The organism is Clostridium sulfidigenes (assembly GCF_052067195.1).
In the GTDB taxonomy this organism is placed as follows: Bacteria; Bacillota; Clostridia; order Clostridiales; family Clostridiaceae; genus Clostridium_J; species Clostridium_J sulfidigenes.
Window position 1 is genome coordinate 88,834 of the sequence record NZ_JBQHQR010000014.1, and the last position, 23,508, is coordinate 112,341.

21 protein-coding genes and 7 tRNA genes are annotated in these 23,508 nt (G+C 30.5%); 3 read left to right on the forward strand and 25 right to left on the reverse strand.

The features are described 5' to 3' along the window. Positions 1–4 precede the first annotated feature (4 nt). The 11 genes from ACTNBA_RS15120 to ACTNBA_RS15170 all read right to left on the reverse strand — a co-directional run bounded on the left by ACTNBA_RS15120 (position 5) and on the right by ACTNBA_RS15170 (position 9,124). The gene (locus ACTNBA_RS15120; protein WP_035134569.1) at positions 5–1,354 is read right to left on the reverse strand and encodes an acetyl-CoA carboxylase biotin carboxylase subunit; all 1,350 of its coding nucleotides are present in this window, start codon (positions 1,352–1,354) and stop codon (positions 5–7) included. Between the two features lie 19 nt (positions 1,355–1,373). Continuing rightward, entirely contained in the window at positions 1,374–1,802 is a 429-nt protein-coding gene (gene fabZ / locus ACTNBA_RS15125; protein ID WP_414632261.1) for a 3-hydroxyacyl-ACP dehydratase FabZ, read from the reverse strand. A gap of 61 nt (positions 1,803–1,863) precedes the next feature. Beyond that, positions 1,864–2,391 carry an acetyl-CoA carboxylase biotin carboxyl carrier protein gene (accB, locus tag ACTNBA_RS15130; RefSeq protein WP_035134567.1) on the reverse strand — a complete coding sequence of 176 codons (528 nt, stop codon included), beginning with the start codon at positions 2,389–2,391 and terminating at the stop codon, positions 1,864–1,866. A gap of 3 nt (positions 2,392–2,394) precedes the next feature. Further along, positions 2,395–3,633 carry a beta-ketoacyl-ACP synthase II gene (fabF, locus tag ACTNBA_RS15135; protein ID WP_441075088.1) on the reverse strand — a complete coding sequence of 413 codons (1,239 nt, stop codon included), beginning with the start codon at positions 3,631–3,633 and terminating at the stop codon, positions 2,395–2,397. Between the two features lie 22 nt (positions 3,634–3,655). After that, positions 3,656–4,396, reverse strand: a complete 741-nt coding sequence (gene fabG / locus ACTNBA_RS15140; protein ID WP_441075090.1) for a 3-oxoacyl-[acyl-carrier-protein] reductase — start codon at positions 4,394–4,396, stop codon at positions 3,656–3,658. A 14-nt stretch (positions 4,397–4,410) separates the two neighbouring features. Beyond that, the gene (gene fabD / locus ACTNBA_RS15145) at positions 4,411–5,355 is read right to left on the reverse strand and encodes an ACP S-malonyltransferase (protein WP_441075091.1); all 945 of its coding nucleotides are present in this window, start codon (positions 5,353–5,355) and stop codon (positions 4,411–4,413) included. Positions 5,356–5,370: 15 nt separating this feature from the next. Then, positions 5,371–6,312, reverse strand: a complete 942-nt coding sequence (fabK, locus tag ACTNBA_RS15150; protein WP_346849185.1) for an enoyl-[acyl-carrier-protein] reductase FabK — start codon at positions 6,310–6,312, stop codon at positions 5,371–5,373. Positions 6,313–6,362: 50 nt separating this feature from the next. Continuing rightward, positions 6,363–6,593: an acyl carrier protein gene (acpP, locus tag ACTNBA_RS15155; RefSeq protein ID WP_346879879.1), complete on the reverse strand. Its 231-nt coding sequence runs from the start codon at positions 6,591–6,593 to the stop codon at positions 6,363–6,365. Between the two features lie 26 nt (positions 6,594–6,619). Continuing rightward, complete coding sequence (locus ACTNBA_RS15160; protein ID WP_035134560.1) at positions 6,620–7,594, reverse strand: beta-ketoacyl-ACP synthase III; 975 nt, start codon at positions 7,592–7,594, stop codon at positions 6,620–6,622. Positions 7,595–7,610: 16 nt separating this feature from the next. Continuing rightward, positions 7,611–8,072: a MarR family winged helix-turn-helix transcriptional regulator gene (locus ACTNBA_RS15165; protein ID WP_035134559.1), complete on the reverse strand. Its 462-nt coding sequence runs from the start codon at positions 8,070–8,072 to the stop codon at positions 7,611–7,613. 179 nt (positions 8,073–8,251) lie between these two features. After that, positions 8,252–9,124: a M23 family metallopeptidase gene (locus ACTNBA_RS15170; RefSeq protein WP_346849183.1), complete on the reverse strand. Its 873-nt coding sequence runs from the start codon at positions 9,122–9,124 to the stop codon at positions 8,252–8,254. Positions 9,125–9,478: 354 nt separating this feature from the next. Here ACTNBA_RS15170 and ACTNBA_RS15175 point away from each other — a divergent pair, with 354 nt between their 5' ends. After that, positions 9,479–10,474 carry a DnaD domain protein gene (locus tag ACTNBA_RS15175; protein ID WP_346849182.1) on the forward strand — a complete coding sequence of 332 codons (996 nt, stop codon included), beginning with the start codon at positions 9,479–9,481 and terminating at the stop codon, positions 10,472–10,474. After that, entirely contained in the window at positions 10,467–11,456 is a 990-nt protein-coding gene (locus ACTNBA_RS15180) for an ATP-binding protein (protein ID WP_441075094.1), read from the forward strand. Before ACTNBA_RS15175 ends, ACTNBA_RS15180 begins: the two co-directional genes overlap by 8 nt. A gap of 55 nt (positions 11,457–11,511) precedes the next feature. Here the strand turns inward: ACTNBA_RS15180 and ACTNBA_RS15185 are convergent, their stop codons facing one another. From ACTNBA_RS15185 to ACTNBA_RS15220, 8 genes are all read right to left on the reverse strand, one after another. Beyond that, positions 11,512–12,780: a Y-family DNA polymerase gene (locus tag ACTNBA_RS15185; protein WP_441075095.1), complete on the reverse strand. Its 1,269-nt coding sequence runs from the start codon at positions 12,778–12,780 to the stop codon at positions 11,512–11,514. Between the two features lie 198 nt (positions 12,781–12,978). Beyond that, positions 12,979–13,053 (reverse strand) — tRNA-Thr (locus tag ACTNBA_RS15190). Positions 13,054–13,058: 5 nt separating this feature from the next. Then, positions 13,059–13,135: transfer RNA gene (locus ACTNBA_RS15195), tRNA-Asp, on the reverse strand. Positions 13,136–13,148: 13 nt separating this feature from the next. Next, positions 13,149–13,224, reverse strand: a tRNA-Val gene (locus ACTNBA_RS15200). Between the two features lie 5 nt (positions 13,225–13,229). Next, positions 13,230–13,304: transfer RNA gene (locus ACTNBA_RS15205), tRNA-Glu, on the reverse strand. Between the two features lie 58 nt (positions 13,305–13,362). Then, a tRNA-Asp gene (locus tag ACTNBA_RS15210) sits at positions 13,363–13,439 on the reverse strand. Positions 13,440–13,452: 13 nt separating this feature from the next. Beyond that, positions 13,453–13,528 (reverse strand) — tRNA-Val (locus ACTNBA_RS15215). 5 nt (positions 13,529–13,533) lie between these two features. Continuing rightward, a tRNA-Glu gene (locus ACTNBA_RS15220) sits at positions 13,534–13,608 on the reverse strand. A 275-nt stretch (positions 13,609–13,883) separates the two neighbouring features. On the opposite strand from ACTNBA_RS15220, the gene ACTNBA_RS15225 reads away from it, so the two are divergent. Continuing rightward, the gene (locus ACTNBA_RS15225) at positions 13,884–15,122 is read left to right on the forward strand and encodes a BaiN/RdsA family NAD(P)/FAD-dependent oxidoreductase (RefSeq protein ID WP_441075097.1); all 1,239 of its coding nucleotides are present in this window, start codon (positions 13,884–13,886) and stop codon (positions 15,120–15,122) included. Between the two features lie 162 nt (positions 15,123–15,284). Here ACTNBA_RS15225 and ACTNBA_RS15230 read toward each other — a convergent pair whose 3' ends face one another. The 6 genes from ACTNBA_RS15230 to lonC all read right to left on the reverse strand — a co-directional run bounded on the left by ACTNBA_RS15230 (position 15,285) and on the right by lonC (position 23,402). Then, a complete protein-coding gene (locus ACTNBA_RS15230) occupies positions 15,285–16,571 on the reverse strand; it encodes an adenylosuccinate synthase (RefSeq protein ID WP_035135758.1) in 1,287 nt (428 codons plus the stop codon). Positions 16,572–16,615: 44 nt separating this feature from the next. Beyond that, positions 16,616–18,004 (reverse strand): NAD(P)/FAD-dependent oxidoreductase, encoded by a 1,389-nt coding sequence (locus ACTNBA_RS15235; protein ID WP_441075098.1) that lies wholly within the window; start codon positions 18,002–18,004, stop codon positions 16,616–16,618. A gap of 356 nt (positions 18,005–18,360) precedes the next feature. After that, positions 18,361–19,317 (reverse strand): 3'-5' exoribonuclease YhaM family protein, encoded by a 957-nt coding sequence (locus tag ACTNBA_RS15240; protein ID WP_441075100.1) that lies wholly within the window; start codon positions 19,315–19,317, stop codon positions 18,361–18,363. Between the two features lie 107 nt (positions 19,318–19,424). Further along, positions 19,425–19,916 carry a TM2 domain-containing protein gene (locus ACTNBA_RS15245; protein ID WP_441075102.1) on the reverse strand — a complete coding sequence of 164 codons (492 nt, stop codon included), beginning with the start codon at positions 19,914–19,916 and terminating at the stop codon, positions 19,425–19,427. A 125-nt stretch (positions 19,917–20,041) separates the two neighbouring features. Beyond that, a complete protein-coding gene (locus ACTNBA_RS15250) occupies positions 20,042–21,373 on the reverse strand; it encodes a replicative DNA helicase (RefSeq protein WP_035131996.1) in 1,332 nt (443 codons plus the stop codon). A 196-nt stretch (positions 21,374–21,569) separates the two neighbouring features. Beyond that, positions 21,570–23,402 (reverse strand): Lon family ATP-dependent protease, encoded by a 1,833-nt coding sequence (gene lonC, locus ACTNBA_RS15255; RefSeq protein WP_346873853.1) that lies wholly within the window; start codon positions 23,400–23,402, stop codon positions 21,570–21,572. Positions 23,403–23,508: the final 106 nt, after the last annotated feature.

Genomic DNA, 23,508 nt, shown 5'->3' on the forward strand with positions numbered 1-23,508 from the left:
TAAACTATTTAACTTTATTAAGATATGCTTCTAAGAACCCTGTATCAAAGGTTCCTTCTACAAAACTCTCATTAGTTAAAATATCAAGCTGAAGGTCTATGTTAGTACTAACTCCTTCTATTATGAATTCACTTAATGCTCTTTTCATTTTGCTTATAGCTTCTTCTCTATCTTTACCGTGAACTACAAGTTTACCAATCATTGAATCATAGCAGTGTGGAATTTTATATCCTTGATATACGGCAGAATCTAGCCTAATCCCATTTCCACCAGGTACATATAAATTAGTTATTTCACCTGGACAAGGTCTAAAATTTTTATAAGGATCCTCCGCATTTATTCTACACTCAATAGAGTGACCTGTAATTTTTATATCTTCTTGTGAAAAACTTAACTTTTCTCCATAAGCTATCCTAATTTGTTCTTTTATTAAGTCAACTCCTGTTACCATTTCTGTTACAGGATGCTCTACCTGTATTCTAGTGTTCATCTCCATGAAATAGAACTTCTTATGCTTATCTACTAGAAATTCTATAGTTCCAGCATTTACATACCCTATAGATTTAGCTGCTTTAACTGCAGTTTCCCCCATTTTTTTCCTCATACTATCATCTATAAATACTGATGGTGCTTCTTCTAACACCTTTTGATTTTTTCTTTGTATAGAACATTCACGCTCTCCTAGATATACTGTATTTCCATAATTATCTGCTATGAGTTGTATTTCTATATGCCTTGGTTTTTCTATAAACTTTTCTATATACATCGAATCATCGTTAAATGAAACTTTTGCTTCTCTCTTTGCTGCATTAAAATCACTTATAAGCTGATTCTCATTATTTACAATCCTAATTCCTTTTCCACCGCCTCCGCTAGAGGCCTTTATCATTACTGGATATCCTATTTCTTTAGCTATTACTATAGCTTCCTCTTCATTATTTATAATTCCCTTTGATCCTGGTACTACTGGTATATTAGCCTTTTCCATGAGTTCTCTGGCTTTTGACTTGTTTCCCATATTGTTTATATTTTCTGCTGTGGGACCTATAAATTTAATATTACATTCTTCACACATCTTGGCAAATCTACTATTTTCAGATAAAAATCCAAACCCTGGATGAATAGCCTCTGCACCTTTTAAAATAGTAGCATTTAATATATTATTTTCATTTAGATAACTATCCTTTGAGGCTGATGGTCCAATACAAACACACTCATCTGCCATTTGTGCATGCAAAGCTTCTCTATCACCTTCAGAATATACAGCTACAGTTTGTATTCCCATTTCTCTACAAGCCCTAATTATTCTAACTGCAATTTCTCCTCTATTAGCAATTAATATCTTTTTAAACATACGGCTACCTCTCTTACTTTTATACTCCTACTGCGAAGGTTAATTCACATTCACAAGCTACTACTCCATCAACTGTGGCAATTCCTTTACCAATACCCATTGGTCCTTTTATCTTTATAATTTCAACTTCTAGTTTTAATCTATCACCAGGTATAACTTTTCTCTTAAACCTAGCATTTTTTATCCCACCGAAGTAGGCTATCTTGCCTCTAAACTTTTCATCATAAAGTAATGCAATGGCACCAACTTGTGCAAGAGCTTCTACTATTATCACTCCAGGTAATACAGGTTCTTGTGGAAAATGACCTTGAAAAAAATATTCATTCATAGTTATATTTTTATATCCTACCGCTTTTTTCATTGGTTCTAAACCTTCTATTTGATCTACAAATAAAAATGGATATCTATGAGGTATTATTTCTTGTATCTCTTTTATATTGAGTTTTATTACATCACTTTCTATTGCATCTAACATTATTTATATTACCTCCTTTATATAATCTATATTTCTAAAGTTTTATCGCCATTATAGGCTGACCAAATTCTACTACATCTCCATTATTAACAAATATTTTAGCCACCGTTCCTTCAACTTCACATTCAATTTCATTCATCAATTTCATAGCTTCAATTATGCACAGAATTGACTCCTTTGATACTGAATCTCCTATTTTTGTATAAGGTTCTCCATTTTCTGTAGGTGAAGAATAATATGTTCCTACCATAGGTGACTTGACTATAAAGCATTCTTCTAAATTACTCTCTTCAGTAGCTATTTCTTCAGTAATTATTTCTTCATGCTTTGTTGATATTACTGAAGTATTATCACTTACATTATTAGTATGACTAACAAACTCTGTATCACATTTATCTGTGATTTTAGATTGATTTAATGCTCTAGCATCTTCATTATAAATAATTTTGCTAGAATCATTTTTGCTCATCCTTATTCTAAGTCCTGCTTCTTCTAGTTCTAATTCCTTAAGATCGGAATCATTTATTAATTTAATTAGCCTTTCAATTGCTTCATAATTCATAATTTATTCCTCCCATTTCTTAAATAAAAGTGTAGCATTATGACCACCAAATCCTAAGGAATTAGACAAAGCATATTTTAGTTCTGCTCTTCTTCCAATATTAGGAACATAATCTAAATCACAATCTTCATCCTTCTCTTCAAGACCAATAGTAGCTGGAATAAACCCTTCCTCTAAAGCTTTTATACATACAATTGATTCTATAGCACCTGATGCTCCCAATAAATGTCCTGTCATTGATTTTGTAGAACTAACTGGGATCTTATAGGCTTGCTCTTTAAATAAATTTTTAATAGCTATAGTTTCAAATTTATCATTATATGGAGTACTAGTTCCATGAGCATTAATATATGATATATCTTCTAAACTTACATTTCCTTCTTCTATGGCAAGTTGCATCGCTCTTGCTGCCCCTTCTCCATCAGCACTAGGCTGAGTGATATGATAGGCATCACAAGTAGCTCCATATCCAATAACTTCACCATATATTTTTGCACCTCTTGCCTTTGCATGCTGGAGCTCTTCTAAAATTAAAACTCCTGCTCCTTCACCCATTACGAATCCACTTCTATTTTTATCAAAAGGAGTAGATGCTTTTTTAGGATCCTCACTCTTACTTAAAGCCGTTAATGCAGTAAATCCAGCAAGACCTATTGATGTTATAGATGCCTCTGTCCCACCTGTAATCATTACCTCTGCTCTATTTGCCTTTATCATCTCAAAAGCTTCACCTATACTATTAGTTCCTGTAGCACAAGCTGTCACTACAGATAGGCATGGCCCTTTAGCACCATATTTTATAGCAACATTTCCTCCTGCCATATTCTCTATCATCATAGGAATTAAAAATGGTGATACCTTAGTTGTATCTCTTTCTAACATTCTTTTATATTCATTTTCTAATGTATCGAGTCCGCCAATTCCTGAACTAATTAAAACACCTAATCTATATTTATCAATACTATCTAAATCTAAATTTGAAGATTTTACTGCCTCCTCTGCTGCTGCCATAGCAAGTTGACAATATCTATCCATTCTCTTAGCTTCTTTTCTATCAATAACTTCTGTAGGGTCAAAATCTTTAACCTCTGCAGCTATTTTAACTTTAAACTTTTCTACATCCATAGATTTTATAAAATCTATGCCACATTTACCATTCTTAACTCCATTCCAAAAGCTGTTAATATCATTACCAATAGGAGTTAATGCTCCCATACCTGTGATTACCACTCTTCTATTCACTTTATATGTCCTCCTTAAATAACTACATTACCATTCCGCCATCTACATTTATAACTTGACCTGTTATATAGTCTCCACCCTCTGATGCAAGAAAAACTACAGTCCTTGCTACATCTTCTACATTTCCAAATCTATTTAAAGGAATTAGTCCTAACATACCATCCTTTACTTTTTCACTTAATACATCTGTCATATCACTTTTTATAAATCCTGGTGCTACAGCATTTACAGTTATCCCTCTAGCTCCTACTTCCTTAGCTATTGACTTAGTAAGTCCTATAACACCTGCTTTAGATGCTGCATAGTTTGCCTGACCCGCATTCCCTACAACTCCTACTACAGAAGAAATATTTATAATCTTTCCACTTCTCTGTTTAAGCATGTGAGACACTGCACTCTTACAAGTATTAAATACACCCTTAAGATTTATATCTATAACCTTATCAAAGTGCTCTTCTTTCATTCTCATAATTAATCCATCTTTTGTTATTCCTGCATTATTAATTAATATGTCTATAGTTCCAAAAACTTTTACCGTTTCATCTATTAATTTTTTTCCTTCTTCGAAACTACTTACATCTCCTTTTACTAAAATAGCATTTCCTCCAAAACTTTTTATTTCCTCGGCAACTTTTTCTGCCTCTGCATCACTACTAACATAATTTATAACCACATTAGCTCCTTTTTTACCAAACTCTATAGCTATAGCTCTTCCTATACCTCTACTTCCTCCAGTAACTACCACATTCTTTCCTTTAAACATATATATATCCTCTCCTATACATGAGCTTCTTGTAAATATTTCAATGTACTATAAATTGATTCTTTATCCTCAACATTTAATATTTTTACATCTTTACTTATCTTCTTTACAAAACCACTAAGGGCTTTTCCTGGTCCAACTTCTATAAAAGTATTAATTCCCATATCAATCATATTTTCTATGGTCTTTTGCCATTTCACAGAAGATTTAACTTGAGCTTCTAACAACTGTCTAAGTTCCATTACGTTTTGTAAAACCTCTCCTGTAACATTAGGTATTACTTCTATATTGCTTTCATTAAAAGTTACCTCACTTAATACATCTCCTAATTTTTTAGATGCATTTTCCATTAATTCTGTATGAAATCCTCCACTTACTGGTAACTTAACAATTTTCTTAGCACCTTTAATTTTTAAACTTCTCATAGCTTCTTCTACTAAGAAATCCTCTCCTGAAATTACAATTTGAGAACTACAATTATAATTTGCTATACCTATTATTCCTTTATCACTAAGTTCATTACAGACTTCTTCTATAATTTCTATTTTCCCACCAATGATAGCCGCCATGGAGCCGTTAGTTTTATCACTATCTTCCTTCATGAATATTCCTCTTTCTCTTACTACTCTTAATCCTTCTTCAAAATTCATAATTCCACTTGAGATTAAAGCAGAATATTCTCCAAGGCTCAATCCCGCAACAACTTTAGGATTTATTCCATGAGATTTTAAAATTTCAAATAATGCTATTGAAAGAGTTACTATAGCTACTTGATTATTTTCAGTAGAGGTTAGTTCTTCTATGGGACCATTGAAGCATAACTCACTTATATCTTTATTTAAAATTTTGTTAGCTTTTTCAAATACTTTCTTAGCTTCTAAGAATTCTTCATGTATTTCCTTTCCCATACCTACGTACTGACTTCCTTGGCCTGGGAAAATAAATGCGATATTTTTCATAGTTACCTCTCAATTTTAAAATTTATTTATCATGGATTTTAGTAAAGTTTCAGTACCTTCTACAAAATCTTTAATTATTTCTTCACAACTTTCTTCCTTTTTTATTAAAGCTGCAATTTGACCCGCCATAATAGAACCATTATCTACATCACCGTCTATAACAGCCTTTTTAAGTCCACCAACCCCTAATTGTTCTAGCTCTTCAGCTGATGTACCTAACTTCTCAAGTCTTAAATATTCTCTAGATAATCTATTTCTAAGAACTCTTACAGGATGCCCAGTACTTCTACCTGTAACTACTGAATCTATATCCTTTGATTCTATTACCTTCTTTTTATAATTTTCATGAATAGTGCACTCATTAGCTGCAAGAAATCTAGTTCCTACTTGAAATCCATTAGCACCTAATGCTAATGCAGCCAACATTCCTCTAGAATCTCCTATACCACCAGCTGCTATAACAGGTATATTTACAGCATCTACAACCTGAGGAAGAAGTGCCATAGTTGTAAGTTCTCCTATGTGTCCACCAGCTTCACAACCTTCAGCAATTACCATATCTGCTCCACTTCGCTCCATTCGTTTTGCAAGCCCTGTTGAAGCTACTACTGGAATAACCTTAATATTATGATCTTTCCACATATTCATGTATTTACCTGGGTTTCCTGCACCTGTTGTAACAACCTTTACTCCTTCTTCACAAACAATCTTAGCAACCTCATCAGCATTATCACTAAGAAGCATTATGTTTACTCCAAAAGGTTTATCTGTAAGTTCTTTAGCTTTTCTTATTTCTAATCTAACATTTTCTGGAGAGTTATTTCCTGCCGCTATAATTCCAAGCCCTCCCGCATTTGATACGCTACTTGCTAATACGCTATCTGCAATCCAAGCCATAGCCCCTTGAATTATTGGGTATTGTATTCCTAAAGCTTCACATATATCTGATTTGAACATATATACCTCCTATGGTTAAGGTCAGATAGATAGCTATCTGACCTTTTGTTTTAATTAACTTTGCTTTCTATATAGCTTGAAATATCTTGAACATTTTTTATGTTTTCTATATCCTCATTTGGAATTTCAATATCAAACTCTTCTTCTAAACTCATAACAATTTCAAATATTTCTAGAGAATCTATTCCTAAATCATCTGTAAAACTTGCTTGTATATTTAGTTCCTCTACCTCTAAACCTAGTTCTTTTGCTATAACTTTTTTTACTCTTTCTAATACCATTTTTTATTCCTCCTATATACTTTTAATTATTTATTCCATTTTAACAGTGCACTACCATAGGTTAGTCCACCACCAAATCCTATAATTACTATGTTACTTCCTTGTTTAATTTGACCATTTTTATTTGCTTCATCTAAAGCTATTGGAATACTTGCACTAGATGTATTCCCCTTTTTGTCTAAATTTATAATGAATCTAGATAAAGGTATATCAATTTTCTTACTAACACTTTCTATCATTCTTATATTAGCTTGATGTGGAAGTATAAAATCTATATCATCCTTTTTTATATTGCTTTTTTCAATAATTCTATTAAATTCCTCTTCCATAACCTTAACAGCAAACTTATAAATATCTTTTCCATTCATCTGAATCTTATTATTATTTATAACTTCCTTGGTACATATATTCTCCATAGGAAGTATGTCACAAGTAAGTGATTCACCTTTAGATCCTACACTTTTACAGTTGATATAACTTATATACTCTTCAGAATCTTTTCCTATAACTACAGCTCCTGCTCCATCTCCAAATAATACACAAGTATTTCTATCTTCCCAATTTACGATTTTAGATAATACCTCTGCTCCAATTATTAAAGCTTTTGTAGCCCTACCCGTTTCTATATATCCCTTAGCTATATCTAGCGCAAATATAAACCCACTACATGCAGCATTTATATCAAAAGCCATAGCATTTACAGCACCTATTTCCTTTTGTACATTACATGCAACTGATGGAATTAAACTATCTGGTGAAACTGTAGCCACTAAAATTAAATCAATTTCTTTACCATCTACATTACTATCTTCTAAAGCCTTTAAAGCTGACTTTATTGCTAATTCTGAAGTATCTTCTCCAGTAGAAATTCTTCTTTCCGCAATTCCAGTTCTCTCTCTAATCCAGCTATCTGAAGTATCTACAATATTTTCTATATCTTTATTGTAAACTATATTAGATGGTGTATAAGAACCTGTTCCTAGTATTCTTGAACCAATCACATCTATTCTCCTTTACTTATTTTTTAAGATTGTATTTTGACTTAAAGAAGCTATTTACTTTCTCTAGAGATCTTATTAGCACTTCTTCCTCTTCATCTGTTAAACCTTTTATAGTTTCACTAATCATGTCCTGATGAAATTTTTCATGAACTCTATATGCTAACTTTCCTTTTCTAGTAAGAGCTATCATTACAGATCTTCTGTCTTCTTCTCCTCTTGTACGTTCTACATATCCTTTTTTTACAAGTTTCGTTATGGCTGTAGTTAAAGTACCTACTGTAATATTTAAATCATTTGCTACTTCCGTCATTGTTCTTGGATGATACATTCCTATAGCTTCAATAGTATGTATCTCTGTAACCGATAAATCTTTAAGTACTCCTTCTTGTAGAGCAGTTTGTTCAATCTCTAGAATATCATTAAATATAGTTACTAATAATTCATTTAATACGTATTTATTTGAATTTAAGGATTTCATTCTACTTTATTCTCCTTTTGTTTGACTTTCAAATAGTTTGATAATCAAAGTATATTACTAAAGAAAAACAAAGTCAATATATATTTTTTACTTTTATTTTTACAAATAATTTAACTTGTCACAATTTATTCATTTTTACCAAAAATAAAGTCTAGATAAATCTAGACTTTATTAAAAATTTAATATCCAATTATCCCTGTATATCCTAAAGGATCTATTGGAACTCCATCTACTCTTATCTCAAAATGTAGATGTGGACCTGTGCTATCTCCAGTATTACCAACTTCTGCTATAACTTGCCCTCTTAGAACCTGTTCACCTTCAGACACATTTAATTTGCTACAATGTGCATATACAGTCTGCAAGTTATCACTATGGTCGATTATTACTACTTTACCATAACCATCTGCTATCCCTGAAAAGCTCACTGTTCCATCTAATGCAGCTTGAATTTCAGTACCTGTATTAGCAGCCAAATCAATTCCCTTATGATAATATCCTTCTCTCTTCTCACCAAAAGTGGAAGTTAGTATACCTTTTATAGGTGTTGTTATTGAATTGTGTAAAAAAACCTCTCTATTTATTTGGGTATTCCCCCTACTAAGAGGCGTAAAAGCAACTTGCGAATTATTAGTCTTTTGTATATATTTAACCTGATTTTCTTTTGTAACTGTAAAGTTAATTAAACTGTTATCATTTGTATTATTGTATCCTATTATTTTATTAGAAATTTCACTTTCACTTAAAACATCTTCTTTATTACAAATTATTTTTTCATATACTATCTTATTATTTACAGCAATATCTTTAACATTATCTATATTACATGTATCTATATAGATATCTCTTACTTTATTAAGAGCATTGTTACCTGTAGCTTCATCAGCAACTATGCCAATTTCTACACCATCTGATTTCATAACTACTGCCTTTATTTTTTCATTCGCTTTTACATTTTCTTTTGCTTCTACCGGATTCATGGTAATCATAGTTAAAATACATAAGAGTGATACACATACTATGACTAATTCTCGTAGTATATTTTTCATCATTGTATTACCTCCCTACTACAATGATAATATACCCCATTGAAATTATTTTAAACATAATGTACAAAACAATAGTCAATTTTATTATTAATAAAATATTAATTTTATATACTAATATCTATACATTTATTAATTATTAAATTTTACTTTTAATAGGTTTACTATATGATATACTAAGGTTATAATATAATTCTTAATTGAAACTTATTCTAAAAGGTTATAAAAATAGAGCAATAAGATATAACTTATATAACAAATAAATAATTTATTTACTTATATATAATTATAACCTTAGTTTTCAACAAGAGTTTAATGTAATGCTATTACATTACGATAACATGGAAAGGTTGAGATTTTATGAGTACTTTTATGTTTAAAACCAAAAATTTAGATTATACTCCCGTAAGCAATGTGTTTATAGATAACTTCATGGCAAAGGCTAGAGGCGAGTATATAAAAGTTTATTTACTTGGTCTTAAATATTGTGTTAGTGGAGAAATCGGTGTAAACTCAACTCTTATAGCTTCAGCTCTATCCTTATTAGAAACTGACGTAATAAATGCTTGGAATTATTGGAATGACGAAGGTGTTATAAGATTAGTTCCCATAGATAATATGGGAAATTATAATATAGAATTCTTAGAACTAACTAAGGCTCCCGATAACGGAAAATCTGTGAATTTATTAAAAGAACTAGATAATTCTATGGTTAAAGATATGTTGCAAGATATAGAAAGATTATTAGCACGTCCACTTTCGCCCAAAGAAATGACTACTTATCTCGGATGGCAAAACGACTTTAATTTTTCTCCTGAAATTATACTTTTACTTATAGAATATTGTGTTTCTAAAGGAAAATCTGACTATAGATATATTGAGAAAATAGCTGTATCTTGGAGTGATAACAATATAACTAGTATAGACGAAGCACAAGACTTTATAAAAAAGCATGAGGATAAATGGATTAATATAAGAAAAATCTTAACTTATTTAGGTCTGAAAAATGGTGATGTTATGAAACCTCAAGAAGAGCTTTTGGAAAAATGGTTAAATGTATATAATTTTTCTTTAGAAATTATATATAAAGCTTGTGACATATGCTTTGAAAGACTAAATAGAGCCGACTTTAAATATATTGATGGTATACTTAATAGTTGGTTTAAAGACAAAATTAAAACTCTTCAAGATATTGAGTTAAAAGATAAGAAAAAAATTAATTTTAAACCTATTGTTAATGAAGTTTCAAATACCAATACAAAAAAAGGCAAAGGTAAATTTCATAGTTACGATCAAAGGACCTATGATTTTGAAGATTTAGAAAGAAAACTTTTAGGATGGGATAATAATGACTAATAAATATCATTTAGAAATTATGAAACTTTATGATAAAATAAAGGAAAATCAAAAAAATGCTTTAGAATTAAGAAAATCAGAAGTAAAAAAACGTGTTCCTGAAATAGATGATATTGAAAATCATATAGGGAAGCTATGTATTAAGGTTTCCCTAGCCGCCTTTCAGGATGCGCCTAATAGAGAACAACATTTAAAAGAACTAAAGGAAAATATAACTAATTTAAGAGTTAAAAAGACTGAGTTACTGGTATCAAACGGTTATCCTTTAGATTATCTAGATATTCATTATAATTGTAATAAATGTAATGATACTGGATTCATAGGATTACAAAAATGTAGTTGCTATAAACAAAAACTTAATAGTTTTTATTATAGAAATAGTGATTTATTCATAGTTTCTGATGATCATAATTTTGCTAATTTTAATATGGACTTCTATAGTGATAAAAGAAATGGCCGTGAAAAATATAGTCCAAAGGAAAATATGAAAAGCATTGTAAATCAATGTTTTAGATATATAGCAAACTTTGAGTCAACATCAGAAAATCTTCTTTTTTATGGTAATCCAGGCACTGGAAAAACCTTTTTATCTCACTGTATCGCAAAAGAATTAATAGATAATGGATATTTTATAGTATATAAGACTTCTGAAGAATTGATTAAAAACTTAAAAGATATAAGATTTAATAACAATTCAACTCTAGAAGATCACCTAATTAATTCTGATTTGCTTATAATAGATGACTTAGGTACCGAAGTATCCTCAGAATTTGCTATATCTGAGTTATTTAACCTACTGAATACAAAGCTTCTAAGAAATAAGAAAATGTTAATATCTAGTAACTTTTCTTTAGATGAATTATTATCTATCTATTCAGAACGTATTACATCTAGACTTTTTGGTAATTTTTCTTTGTTTAAGTTTTATGGTGATGATATAAGACTTCAAAAAAATTTAAATAGTAAAGCATCCTCTAAATAATTTCATTTGATCAAAGGCATCCTAACTTATACTTATATTAAGTTAGGATGTTTTTTTATTTAGAAGAATCATAAAGACCTCCCATCATTAAAAAATCTTCTGCCTTTTCATCTTCTAAGCCCATTTTATTATTTGAGTGTATAAAGGTAGATCTTATTATGGATGAATCTCCATACTTTTCTCTTATTTTATCTATTGTACTATCTAAGCTTCTTTGTTTATCTATTTTTTCATCATCAAATAAAGATTTTTGATATATACTATTATCACTCAACTTAGTTACTCTGACTCCTAATAATCTTATGGGTTCTCTACGCCACATCTCCTTAAATATTACTTTCACTAATTTAAAAATTTCTTCAGTCGAATCTGTTGGGGTTAAAAACTTTTTCTGATGAGAATAAGTTGTAAATATATTCGACTTTATTGATACAGCTACGATACCGCATAAAGACTTATTAGCTCTAAGTCTCTTAGCTACGCTTTCAGTAAGTGACAATAATACTTTTAAAGCTTCATCTGTACTTAATATATCCTTGCTTGTAGTAGTTGAATTTCCTATGCCTTTTACATCCACATAATTATCACAGTTTATGGGTGAATTATCTATTCCATTGGCATATTCATAAATTATATTTGCATAGCTCTTAAATATATTTCTTAAAATGCTCAAATTATAATTTGCTAAATCTCCAATTGTAAATATATTTAAATCTATAAGCTTTTTTTCTGCTGCTTTTCCAACCATAAATAAATCGCCTACTTTAAGTGGCCACATCTTTATTTTTATTTCTTCTTTAAATAATGTATGGATAGAATTCTTCTTAGAAAAATCACTAGCCATCTTAGCTAATAACTTATTATTTCCTATTCCTATATTTACTGTAAAACCCAAGTCTTCTTCTATTTTTCTTTTAATCTCCTTAGCCTTTTCCATGTAGTCATATTTAAAATGACTTGCTTCCATAAAAACTTCATCTATAGAATACCTTTCAATAAAATCAGAATATGGCTCTAACAATTTATACATATCATTACTAAACCTTGTATATAGTTTATGTTCTGGTGGATAAACTTTTAATTGAGGGTACTTTTTCAACGCGGCTACTATAGGTTCTCCGGTTATTATATTAAATTTCTTAGCTGGAATTGATTTTGCTAAAACTACTCCTCTTCTATCTTCTATACTTCCACCTATTATAGAAGGAATTTTTCTTATATCTATTTCACTTTCTCCACATCTTAATAAATTTATAGCTGTCCATGATAGAAATGCAGAGTTAACATCTATGTGAAATATTATTCTCTCGGACTTATTCTCCACAAATATCACATCCTCAAAATTAACTTATATTCTTATTTTAACGAACAAATATTCGTTTGTAAAGATATAATTATATACCTTTATGACAATAATTTATTTTAAATTAAAATATGCCCTTAATTTTTATGTATTTAATTATTTTTTACTTATGTATTAATTCAAAAAATAAAAAAAGACTCTGAATTAATTCAGAATCTTTGGAGCTGGCAATAGGAATCGAACCTACAACCTGCTGATTACAAATCAGCTGCTCTACCGTTGAGCCATGCCAGCATAAGTGGCGACCCAGAAGGGACTCGAACCCTCGACCTCCGGCGTGACAGGCCGGCACTCTAACCAACTGAGCCACTGGGCCACATTAAATTATGTGGTGGTCGCAACAGGGATCGAACCTGTGACCCCCTGCTTGTAAGGCAGGTGCTCTCCCAGCTGAGCTATGCGACCTAATATGGTGACTCCTAGGGGAATCGAACCCCTGTTACCACCGTGAAAGGGTGGTGTCTTGACCGCTTGACCAAGGAGCCATATGTTTTACATTTTATCAGATTTTCCATCTGATGTCAATACTTTTAAAAAGTATTTTGGCGACCCAGAAGGGACTCGAACCCTCGACCTCCGGCGTGACAGGCCGGCACTCTAACCAACTGAGCCACTGGGCCACATTAGATTATGTGGTGGTCGCAACAGGGATCGAACCTGTGACCCCCTGCTTGTAAGGCAGGTGCTCTCCCAGCTGAGCTATGCGACCTAGTATGGTGACTCCTAGGGGAATCGAACCCCTGTTACCACCGTGAAAGGGTGGTGTCTTGACCGCTTGACCAAGGAGCCATATGTCATTTTGCTTTTGTTTTGTGTTTGCCGGGTCATCCGACATTTATTATAATACAAAAATTTTAAACTTTTGTCAACAAAATTTTAAAAATAATTTTTTTTATTTTTTTCTCCAAAATTATATACAGAAAATATATTATTTATTAGATATATTATAATTTAATAATAAACTTATATTATAGTTTTAATATGTAGTATAATTCTATATACTATAGTTAATATATTAGTTAATATGTTATAAAATACATTTAAAGGCTTGAGGTGATTTTATTTTGTATCATGACTTAATTATTGTTGGTGGTGGATCTTGTGGCATAGTATCTGCAATTAAAGCAAAAGATTTAAGTATAGACGTATCTATAATAGATAGTAGCGATAGAGTAGGTAAAAAATTATTAATTACTGGTAATGGACGCTGTAATTTAACAAACGAAAAGTTATCCTTATCAAGATTTCATAGTGATAATAATAATTTTTTTAAAGATATTATTAATACCTATGATTTAGAATATACCCTTAACTTTTTTAAATCCATAGGAATATATACATGTACCTTAGATTCTGGAAAGATATACCCGTTATCTCTTCAAGCATCCTCCGTGTTAGATATTCTTAGAATGAATTTATCTGAAAGAAATATACCAACTTACATGAATGAAAAAGTTTTAAATATCATTAACACAAAGAAGGGTTACTTTGAAATTATTACTTCTTCAACTACATATACATGTAAAAAAGTTCTCTTATGTACTGGAGGAAAAAGTTATACTAAAACAGGATCTGATGGCTCTGGTCATAAACTAGCTAAAAACTTTGGCCATAGATTAATAAACTTAACACCTGGTATAGTTCAATTAAAACTAAACTATGATAGACTTAAGGCCATTTCTGGAGTGAAATTTGAAAGCTCTTGTAATATAGAAGTAAATGGTGAAACTAAAAAACAAGAATTTGGTGAAATCTTATTCACAGACTATGGTATATCAGGTCCTCCAATTCTACAGCTTAGTAGAATTGCTTCTAAAGGAATTATGAATAAGTCATCAGTTTTTATACATGTAAATTTACTTAATTCAGATTATGACCATATAGTAGATTTTTTTGAAACACACTTTGCAGTGTTTTCATATAGAAGTATTTCAGACAATCTAGTAGGAATTATAAATAAAAAACTTATTCCTATTATATTAAAAGAGTGTGGAATTACTGACATTCACATGCCTACATATTCCCTAGAGTATGAATATAGATTTAAACTTTATAAGCTTTTATGTGATTGGAAGTTTCAAGTTATTGATACCAACTCTTTTGAAAATGCTCAAGTTACCATCGGTGGAATAGATACTACAGAGGTAAACCCTATAACTTTAGAATCTACACTAACTCCAGGTCTATACTTTGGTGGTGAAATTTTAGATGTTGATGGTGATTGTGGTGGTTTTAATTTGCAATGGTGCTGGAGCTCCTCTAGCGCTGCTGTGAACGCCATTTATAATGTACTAAAGGATTAGGTTTACCTATTAACATAAGAGCTATATTCAAGGTAATTTGTGTGATTTTAAATATTACTTGAATTAATATAAAAAAATAAAACTGATAGGAAATAAATTTATTTCTTATCAGTTTTAAACTTTGAACTAATTTTTTGTAATCTTTAATGCAATGACGTACTTTTAAAGATCTGCGATTCTCATGGTTTGATCTCTCTTTGGACCTACTGATATTATAGATATCCTAACACCAGTGAATTCTTCTATTTTTCTTAAGTATATCTTTGCATTCTCTGGAAGGTCTTCATATTTTCTAGCATCTTTTATACTTTCATCCCATCCATCAAACTCTTCATACACAGGTTCACATTTTGCTAAATCTTCAAGGCTAGCTGGGAAGTAGTCTATTACTTTTCCATCTAACTTATATCCTACACAAACTTGTATTTTATCAAGCCCCGCTAGTGTGTCAATCTTAGTTACTCCAAAACTAGTTAATCCAGAAACTCTAGCAGCACTTTTTAATATAACAAGATCAAGCCAACCACATCTTCTACTTCTTCCTGTAGTAACTCCGTACTCAAATCCTTTTTCCCTTATCCAATCTCCCACTTCATTTTCTTGTTCTGTTGGAAAAGGTCCTTTTCCAACTCTAGTTGTATATCCTTTTACAATTCCTACAGCACTATCTATCATAGTTGGTCCTATACCAGCACCTGTACATATACCACCTGCTACGGTATTAGAAGATGTTACATATGGATATGAACCAAAATCTATATCCAGAAGTGTTCCTTGAGCTCCTTCAAATAACACATTTTTATTTGCTTTTATGCTATCAAAAACTCTAACTGATGCATCATCTACAAACGGCTTCATTCTCTTACCATATTCTAAATAGGCCTCGAAAACCTCATCAAAGCTTAGGGCTTCTCCACCATAAATTTTAACTATTAAATCATTTTTAGCTGGAAGATATTCTTGTAATTTTTCTTTTAATACTTCTGGTTTAATAAGATCACAAACCCTTATTCCACATCTCTCAACTTTGTCAGTATAACAAGGTCCTATTCCTTTTTTAGTAGTACCTATATCGTTTTTTCCTCTAGCTTCTTCCTTAAGAGCATCTAATACTTTATGATAAGGCATTATAACTTGAGCTCTGTCACTTATTATTAATCTCTCTGGTGTTATATTTTCTCCTAATCCCTTTAAATAATCCATTTCTGTAAATAGAGCCTCTGGGTCTACAACCACTCCATTGCCTATTACATTAAGTTTGTCTTTATAAAGTATTCCTGATGGGATTAAATGTAATTTATACTCCTTTTCTCCCACTACTACAGTATGACCTGCATTATTTCCTCCTTGGAATCTAACAACTACATCTGCACTTTCTGCAAGATAATCAGTCATTTTACCCTTTCCTTCGTCTCCCCATTGAGCTCCTAATACCACAAATGATGACATATTCTACATCTCCTTTTTTACTCATTAGTAAAATTTATTATAAATTAAACTAGCTTACTATATTTCTCCTCTAATATTCTAGCAACATAAACACCACTAGCAGATGCTTGTGATAGTGAATGTGTAACTCCAGATCCATCTCCTAATACATAAAGGCTTTTTACTTTTGTCTCTAAGTTATTATCCACTTCTATATTAGAATTATAAAACTTAACTTCTACACCATATAACAATGTATCTTCATTAGCTGTTCCTGGTGCTATATTATCTAGAGCATATATCATTTCTATTATAGCATCTAGTTGACGCTTTGGTATAACTAAGCTTAAATCTCCCGGTGTAGCTTTTAAAGTTGAAATAGTAAAACTTTTACTCATTCTATGATCATTAGTTCTTCTCCCCTGTACTAAATCTCCAAATCTTTGAACTAATACTCCGCCACCTAACATATTGCTAAGTTTTGCTATAGATTCACCATATTCATTACTATTTTTAAATGGCTCTGTAAAATTATTAGTAACTAATAATGCAAAGTTTGTGTTTTCTGTATGAAGTTCTGGATTTGAATAGCTATGTCCATTTACTGTTACTATTCCATTTGTATTTTCACTAACTACCTCACCATGTGGGTTCATGCAAAATGTTCTGACTAAATCTCCATACTTCTTAGTTCTATATACAACTTTACTTTCATATACTTTATCTGTTATGTGTTCAAAAATAGCTGCAGGTAGTTCAACTCTAACACCTATATCTACTCTATTACTTCTACTTTCTATACCTAGCTTAGTACAAACCTTAGATATCCATTTAGATCCTGATCTTCCTGTGGCAACTATTATATCTTTGCATCTAAATTCTTCATCCTCAGTTTTTACTATAAATTCTTTACCGTGCTTTTCTATATCCACAACTTCAGTATTAAACTTCATCTCTATATTATCTTTTATCTTATTATATAAATTACCTAGTATTTTTACATTTCTATCTGTACCAAGATGTCTAACTTTAGCATCTAAAAGATGTAAATCATGTTTTAGTGCCTCAGTCTTTAGCGTACTATCCGCAGTTGAATATAACTTCGCATCACTTCCACCATGATCACATAAAACCTTATCTACATAATACATAAGATCTAAAGCTTCTTGCCTACCCACATATTTATATAAATCTCCACCAAAGTTATTAGTTATATTATACTTACCATCTGAAAGACTCCCAGCACCACCATAACCATTCATAATGTCACAAGATTTACAATGAATGCAAGCTTTTATCTTTTTCCCATCTATGGGACATTTTCTTTTTTCTAGACTATTTCCCTTTTCTATCATTAGTACTTTAGCCTTTGAGCCTAAAGCTGTTAATTCATAGGCTGCGAAAACACCACTAGCTCCTGCACCAACAATTATAATATCATAATTTTTATACATGTTAATCACCCCATAAATATATTAACAAAGAGATGTAGTATTTTCAATAAAAAATACGAATATTTTATATAGTACATTTAAAATTCTTCGTAAATATATTTCTTTAGAAATTTATTTTTCCCAATATTTATTTACTCTATCCTAACATAGAGTGCTTTTATTATTTCTTTATAATGAACTTTAAATCTCCTAAAATATATTATATAAATGGCTTTATACAATATATTTTGTTAATGTAATATATATAATTAGCTTTTTATTATAATTAAATTTATTATAATATTATCTTAAATCATAAAAAGTGTAACATATCCTATAAGAATATATTACACTTTTTATATTTATATTATTCGTATTTATATGAATGATTTGTATATACTTATTCCATCTAAACTATATATTTTTTCAGAGAATTCACCTGGATTTAAATCCTTAGTAGCTTTACGCATATCATACATTCTAGCATCTAATACATCTAAATGATGTAACATTTCTGCTTCTGGTATCATAGGTTTCTTAGGACTTCCATACTCCGGCTCATAGTGATGTGTTAATATCATATGTTGTAATAACATAACTATTTCTTTATCTGCTTTGACTTCCATTGCAGCATCTTCAATTAAACCAATTCCTTGTATTATGTGTCCAAGTAACTGGCCTTCCGTACTATATTTAGATACTATTCCTAGCTCACTAGATTCCATCTCCATTATTTTAGCTATATCATGAAGAATTATACCTGAATACAATAAATCTTTATTTAGATAATCATATATATCTAATAATTTTTCTGCTGCATTTAACATAGTGGTTATATGATATAAAAGACCACCTTTAATTGCGTGATGATTGGATTTAGCAGCTGGATAATGCATTAACTTGTAACTTAATTTACCGATAATATTTTCTGTAATATGTTTTATATCTTTATTTTCTATTTTCTCTATATAATCTAATAGAGTTTCAAACATATCTTCAGACTTATAAGGAGCAACTAGTATAAATTCATCTATATTAACATTATCTTCTTCTGTAGCTGGTCTAATTTTCTCTATCTTTAACTGTAATTTCCCTCTATATTCATTAACTACAGCTCTTACTTTTACAAGTATATTATCCTTTATTGAAGCTTCAATATTTTCATTACATTCCCATAGCTTTGCATTTATTTCTCCAGTTGAATCTATTAACATAAGATCTAAATATTTATTCGTAGTACTATTGTTAGTTATTTTACATTCTGCATTTTTTACTAAGAAAAAACTTTCAATTCTATCCCCTTTATTAAACTCACCAATTTTCTTATTTTCCATAACTGTTCTCCTTAATCTTTACTTCGTGTACTATATAAGATGAATATTATCAAATCTATTAAAATTATTCAATAATACTTAAAAAAGATATGTTTTACCACATCTTTTTAATTTTGATCTATGGACTTTTTTCTTTTAACAATTCTACCATATTCATCTGTAAAATTATTTATTATTATAGATACTAAATCTACTATAATCCATATGCCAAAACCACCTAGTGTAAGTAACATTAATATTGCAGTTCCTGCTTTTCCAACATAAAATCTATGGAAACCTATAAAACCTAAAAGTATACAAAACACTAATGTTGCTCCCCAACTTTTTTCACTACAGTCTTTCTCCTTAGATTCTAATATAGACCCTTTATCTTTGTCACCATAAAACTCTTTAGTCTTAATTATTTTTACTTCTTCATTGGTGTTACTAGTATCTCTTATATCTTTCACAATTCCATTATTATACAGACTTACAATGTCATCTTGATGTTCCTCTGTTATAGTAATATCATCTAATTCCGAATGCTTGTGAAAATATGTCTCTTTTCCATTGTTAAACTTATCATCTATTAATTTATTGTTCTTCATCTCATTTACCATGAGTAATCTCACCTCACATAAAGTATAGCTAATATATCTTTATGTAATAAGGCTTTAGTATATGCAATAAATATAAATCATATATAATTATACTTTATTACTAATTTCTACGAAATCTATTTAAATTACTCTGGATGAACTAAGTCTAAGTTTCCAAATTTACTATATTTACCTATCCATGCTAAATTTACGGTTCCTACTTCACCATTTCTATGTTTAGCTAATATACATTCCGCTATGTTCTCATCTTCTTTTTCTTTGCTATAATAAAATTCTCTATATAAGAACATAACTATATCTGCATCCTGCTCAATAGAACCTGATTCTCTTAAATCTGATAACATAGGACGATGGTCTGCCCTTTGTTCTGGTGCACGGGATAATTGAGATAATGCAATTACTGGACATTTCATTTCTTTAGCTAAAGCTTTTATACTTCTTGATATTTCTGATACTTCCTGTTGTCTATTATCAGAATTGCTTCCTGACATTAATTGAAGATAGTCTATGATAATTAAATCTATTCCATGCTCTATTTTAAGTCTTCTACATTTAGACCTCATCTCCATGACAGAAATACCTGCAGTATCATCTATATATATTCCCGCAGATGCAAGTGGTCCTGAAGCCCTTGCTATATTCTCCCAATCTCTATCGTCTAAATCTCCATTTCTAAGCTTAACCATATCTACATTAGCCTCTGCACAAAGGAGCTTATATGCTAATTGCTCCTTACTCATTTCTAATGAGAATATTGCAACTTTCCTACCATCTCTAATAGCTGCATTTTGGGCTATATTAAGACAAAATGTAGTTTTTCCCATAGATGGTCTAGCTGCTATTAGAACCATATCTCCGCTCTGAAACCCTGAAGTTTTTGCATCTAAATCTTTAAATCCACTAGCTACTCCATTTACTTGACCTTTATTATTAAAAATCTTTTCTATCTCTAAAAATCCTCTTTCCAATACAGTACTCATAGGTTCAAAATCACTAGTACTTCGTTTTTCAGATATATTAAATATATTTTTTTCTGCCAAGTCTATTACTGATTCTACATCATCTTGTTTATTATAGCTATTTTCAATTATTTCCGTTGAGCTTCTAATTAGCCTTCTAAGGGTTGATTTATCTTCAACAATTTTTATATAAGAAGATAAATTAGCTGTAGAAGGTACTGAGGTGCTTATCTCCATAATATATGTTACCCCTCCAGCTTGCTCAAGCATATCATTAGATTTTAGATAGTCTACCAAGGTTATCATATCTACAGGTATATCTTTATTATATAAATCTCTAATAGCCTTAAAAATAGTCTTATGAGCATCTTTATAGAAATCTTCAGCTGAAAGAACCTCTGCAGCTTGTGCAATAGCATTCTTATCTATTAACATAGACCCTACTACTGACTGCTCAGCTTCTATATTTTGTGGCATAGTTCTAAGTGAGTCACTCATATTATTACCTCCTGCGATATATTAAAAGAAAACTCCTATATGTACTCTCAAGGAATAAATAATGTAGAAAACATTATTTATTATAAAATCCTTCTCTTTAATTATAATGTAGTTATAAAAAAATCCAAACATTTATTTATAAAATTAAATTAAAACCCTGCATAATCATATTACAGGGTTTTAATAATCAAAGTATCTAAAATACTAACTCTAGTAGTTCTTCTATTGTTGATACAGCTGTAACTTCTATATTTTTAATATTAGATGGAACATCCTTCAAGTTATCTTTTGGTATTATTACCTGCCTTATACCTTTTCTTTTTGCTCCATATATTTTTTCAAACACTCCTCCTACTGGTTTTATCTTACCTCTTATTGATATTTCACCAGTAATTGCAATATCCTGTCTTATTGGTTTTTCTAAAATGGCACTTATAATACATGTTGTTATAGCTGCACCTGCTGATGGTCCATCAATTTTTCCACCACCAATAACATTTACATGAACATCATAATCTCTGATTTCCTTATCAGTAATCTTTCTTATAACAGAGGCTGCATTAAAAACAGAATCTTTTGCCATAGATCCAGCAGTATCATTAAATCTAATAGTTCCTTTACCTTTTTCCCTAGCCTCAAAACTTGAACATTCTATTTCTATAGTTGACCCCAAGAATCCAGATACTCCAAGACCAAAAATCTGTCCAACTTCCTTAGAATCTAAATCACTAATATCTTCATATGGTCTTAATCTATTATTAGATGCTACTTCATTAAAATCAGAAATAGTTATAACCACATCATTTCTCTCTTCATTATTTAATAATACATATCCATATACATCTGCAAGTATATTTACAGCTTTTCTACCTTCTATAGTATATCTGCTTATCTCTTTTGCTAAACCATCCTCTAATTTAATATTTAACTTTTTAGCTGCATTTAATACAACTTTTTCTATATCTACAGAAGATAGTGGTTCAAAATAAACTTCAGTACACCTTGATCTTAATGCTGGATTAATCTCACTTGGCTCTCTAGTAGTAGCACCTATTAGAACGAAATCAGCTGGAGCACCATTGTCAAATAAATACTTAATATATTTAGGTGTACTTTCATCATCTGGATCATAATATGATGATGAAAACTCAACTCTTTTATCTTCTAAAACTTTTAATAATTTATTTTGAAGAGTATAATCTAATTCACCTATTTCGTCTATAAATAAAACTCCTCCATGTGCTTCTGTAACTAGTCCCGTCTTTGGTTCTGGAGTACCACTTTCAGCTAAATCTCTCTTTGAACCTTGATATATAGGATCATGTACTGAACCTAATAAAGGATTTGATATCTCTCTTGGATCCCATCTTAATGTGGTTCCATCTACTTCTACAAACTTTGCATCCTTATCATATGGCGTATGCTTTAATTTCTTAACTTCTTCAAGCGCAATCCTAGCTGCTGTAGTCTTACCCACTCCTGGTGGTCCGTATAAAATTATATGTTGTGGATATGGAGATGCCATCTTAGATATTAAAGATTTAATAGCTCTCTCTTGCCCAATTATTTCTGAAAAACTATCAGGTCTAAGCATACTCATAATGTTTTGAGTTAAATGCTTTGAATCTAAACATTCAAACTCTGCATATTTCTTTAATGTCTTACTATTCTCTGGTCCTCTTTGTTTCTTTATGATTCCTAGTCTTACCTCATCTATATACTTGTCCTGTTTTTCTATAATTTGCTTTTCCACTTCTGCATCTAATTTATTTTGTACATATCTTTTAGCTAGAAGTTCACTTATTTCTAGGCTAGTTTCTTTTAAAACTTCTTCTATATTATTATCACTTGGTGGAACACTAATTCCTTTTCCATTAGTAACTATTTTATTTATAGCATAAAGTTTTCTATACATATCTTTACTATTTAAATGCTTTTGAACCTTAAACTTTACTGCTCTACCTCTAATAGTGCCTTCATCTAAAAGCTTGTACATAACTTCTTCTAAAACTTCTATTTCTACTTCCATAGTTAATTCTTCTTCTAAGCTAAAATTATTTATTTTATCAACTGAATTTATATTCAAAATTATTAGCATAGAAGGACTTTTATACCTTCTATGCTTTCCTCCCCTC

What these genes read in the sequence shown, in the direction of transcription:
- ACTNBA_RS15120 (WP_035134569.1), bottom strand. Translation starts at nt 1,354, where the DNA reads ATGTTTAAAAAGATATTAATTGCTAATAGAGGAGAAATTGCAGTTAGA.
- accB (WP_035134567.1), bottom strand. Translation starts at nt 2,391, where the DNA reads ATGAATTATGAAGCAATTGAAAGGCTAATTAAATTAATAAATGATTCC.
- fabG (WP_441075090.1), bottom strand. Translation starts at nt 4,396, where the DNA reads ATGTTTAAAGGAAAGAATGTGGTAGTTACTGGAGGAAGTAGAGGTATA.
- fabD (WP_441075091.1), bottom strand. Translation starts at nt 5,355, where the DNA reads ATGAAAAATATCGCATTTATTTTCCCAGGCCAAGGAAGTCAGTACGTA.
- fabK (WP_346849185.1), bottom strand. Translation starts at nt 6,312, where the DNA reads ATGTTCAAATCAGATATATGTGAAGCTTTAGGAATACAATACCCAATA.
- acpP (WP_346879879.1), bottom strand. Translation starts at nt 6,593, where the DNA reads ATGGTATTAGAAAGAGTAAAAAAAGTTATAGCAAAAGAACTAGGTTTA.
- ACTNBA_RS15165 (WP_035134559.1), bottom strand. Translation starts at nt 8,072, where the DNA reads ATGAAATCCTTAAATTCAAATAAATACGTATTAAATGAATTATTAGTA.
- ACTNBA_RS15170 (WP_346849183.1), bottom strand. Translation starts at nt 9,124, where the DNA reads ATGATGAAAAATATACTACGAGAATTAGTCATAGTATGTGTATCACTC.
- ACTNBA_RS15175 (WP_346849182.1), top strand. Translation starts at nt 9,479, where the DNA reads ATGAGTACTTTTATGTTTAAAACCAAAAATTTAGATTATACTCCCGTA.
- ACTNBA_RS15180 (WP_441075094.1), top strand. Translation starts at nt 10,467, where the DNA reads ATGACTAATAAATATCATTTAGAAATTATGAAACTTTATGATAAAATA.
- ACTNBA_RS15230 (WP_035135758.1), bottom strand. Translation starts at nt 16,571, where the DNA reads ATGTCATCATTTGTGGTATTAGGAGCTCAATGGGGAGACGAAGGAAAG.
- ACTNBA_RS15235 (WP_441075098.1), bottom strand. Translation starts at nt 18,004, where the DNA reads ATGTATAAAAATTATGATATTATAATTGTTGGTGCAGGAGCTAGTGGT.
- ACTNBA_RS15240 (WP_441075100.1), bottom strand. Translation starts at nt 19,317, where the DNA reads ATGGAAAATAAGAAAATTGGTGAGTTTAATAAAGGGGATAGAATTGAA.
- ACTNBA_RS15245 (WP_441075102.1), bottom strand. Translation starts at nt 19,916, where the DNA reads ATGGTAAATGAGATGAAGAACAATAAATTAATAGATGATAAGTTTAAC.
- ACTNBA_RS15250 (WP_035131996.1), bottom strand. Translation starts at nt 21,373, where the DNA reads ATGAGTGACTCACTTAGAACTATGCCACAAAATATAGAAGCTGAGCAG.
- lonC (WP_346873853.1), bottom strand. Translation starts at nt 23,402, where the DNA reads ATGGAAGTAGAAATAGAAGTTTTAGAAGAAGTTATGTACAAGCTTTTA.